General features: G+C 56.3%; 1 pseudogene. It reads left to right on the forward strand.

Annotated elements, in window-relative coordinates:
- A pseudogene (locus IAE27_RS29235) lies at positions 1-1,344 on the forward strand (hypothetical protein); the annotation flags it as partial.

The following is a 1,344-nucleotide window of genomic DNA, read 5'->3' on the forward strand; positions in this document are numbered from 1 at the left end:
GACTCTGACAGCGACTCGGATGCTGACAGCGATTCTGATTCGGACAGCGACTCCGATTCCGACAGCGATTCGGACTCCGACAGCGACTCGGATTCCGACAGCGATTCGGATTCTGACAGCGACTCGGATTCCGACAGCGATTCTGACTCCGACAGCGATTCGGATTCGGATTCGGATAGCGACTCGGATATCCCGCAAGCCAACGCGGATACCAATACCGCTCTGATCTTCGAGAATCATGACAACCTCGAGGGCCTGAACGGTACGATTACCCAACTGACAGGCGTGAACTTGCTTGGTGTGGTCGATGTTTCGTTGCTTAGCGGGAACAACTTTGATTTTACGGTTGCGAGTGGAACGACTCAGGATGTGGCGCTGGATATCTCCGGCGGTACTACGCTGAGCTCGGCGGCGCTGATCAATACGCTACTGCTTCTGCTGGGTGGGACGGATACCTTCAAGGCCGATCTCGCGGTGATTAATACGGTGACCGGAGAAGTGGTTGCGCTAGCATCGAATGCGGTGACTATTACGGCGGGAGGCGTCAGCCTGGATTACAGCGGCAGCGCCAGCTTCAGCGACCTGCCGGAGGGGAACTACACGGTAGTGATTTCGTCGCCGACGAATACCGGCCTGCTGCCGACGTTGGTAAACTTCCTGGCGAATATCAGCGTAGCGACAGCGGTCGATGTGGCGGTAACCGACTCTGTAGGATACGAATCCGCGATCATCAGCGGTAACGTACTGCAGACGGATGCTGGCGGAGACGTAGGTGATATCGGTACGGGTATTACTGTGACCAGCATCGTTGCATCCTCGGTTACGGGGGCATCGGCGCAGCAGGTTAGCTCAGGAGGAACGATCGTTGAGGGCGCCTACGGTAAGCTGGTGATCTATGCCGACGGTACTTATACCTATCAGGCGACCGGAGATGCTGATTCAGTCGGGCAGACGGAGGTATTTACCTACACCATCACGGATGCGGATGGCGATACGGCTACCACAACGCTGACCATTAATATTGGCCTGGCTGATGATACGGATAGCGATGCCGATTCTGACTCCGACAGCGATTCCGATTCCGACAGTGATTCCGACTCCGACAGCGATTCGGATTCAGACAGCGACTCGGACTCCGACAGCGACTCCGATTCCGACAGCGACTCGGACTCTGACAGCGACTCCGATTCCGACAGCGACTCGGATTCAGACAGCGATTCTGACTCCGACAGCGATTCTGACTCCGACAGCGATTCGGATTCAGACAGCGATTCGGATTCCGACAGCGACTCGGACTCTGACAGCGACTCGGATGCTGACAGCGATTCTGATTCGGACAGCGAC

The organism is Klebsiella sp. S69 (assembly GCF_016516145.1).
Taxonomy (GTDB): Bacteria; Pseudomonadota; Gammaproteobacteria; order Enterobacterales; family Enterobacteriaceae; genus Klebsiella; species Klebsiella oxytoca.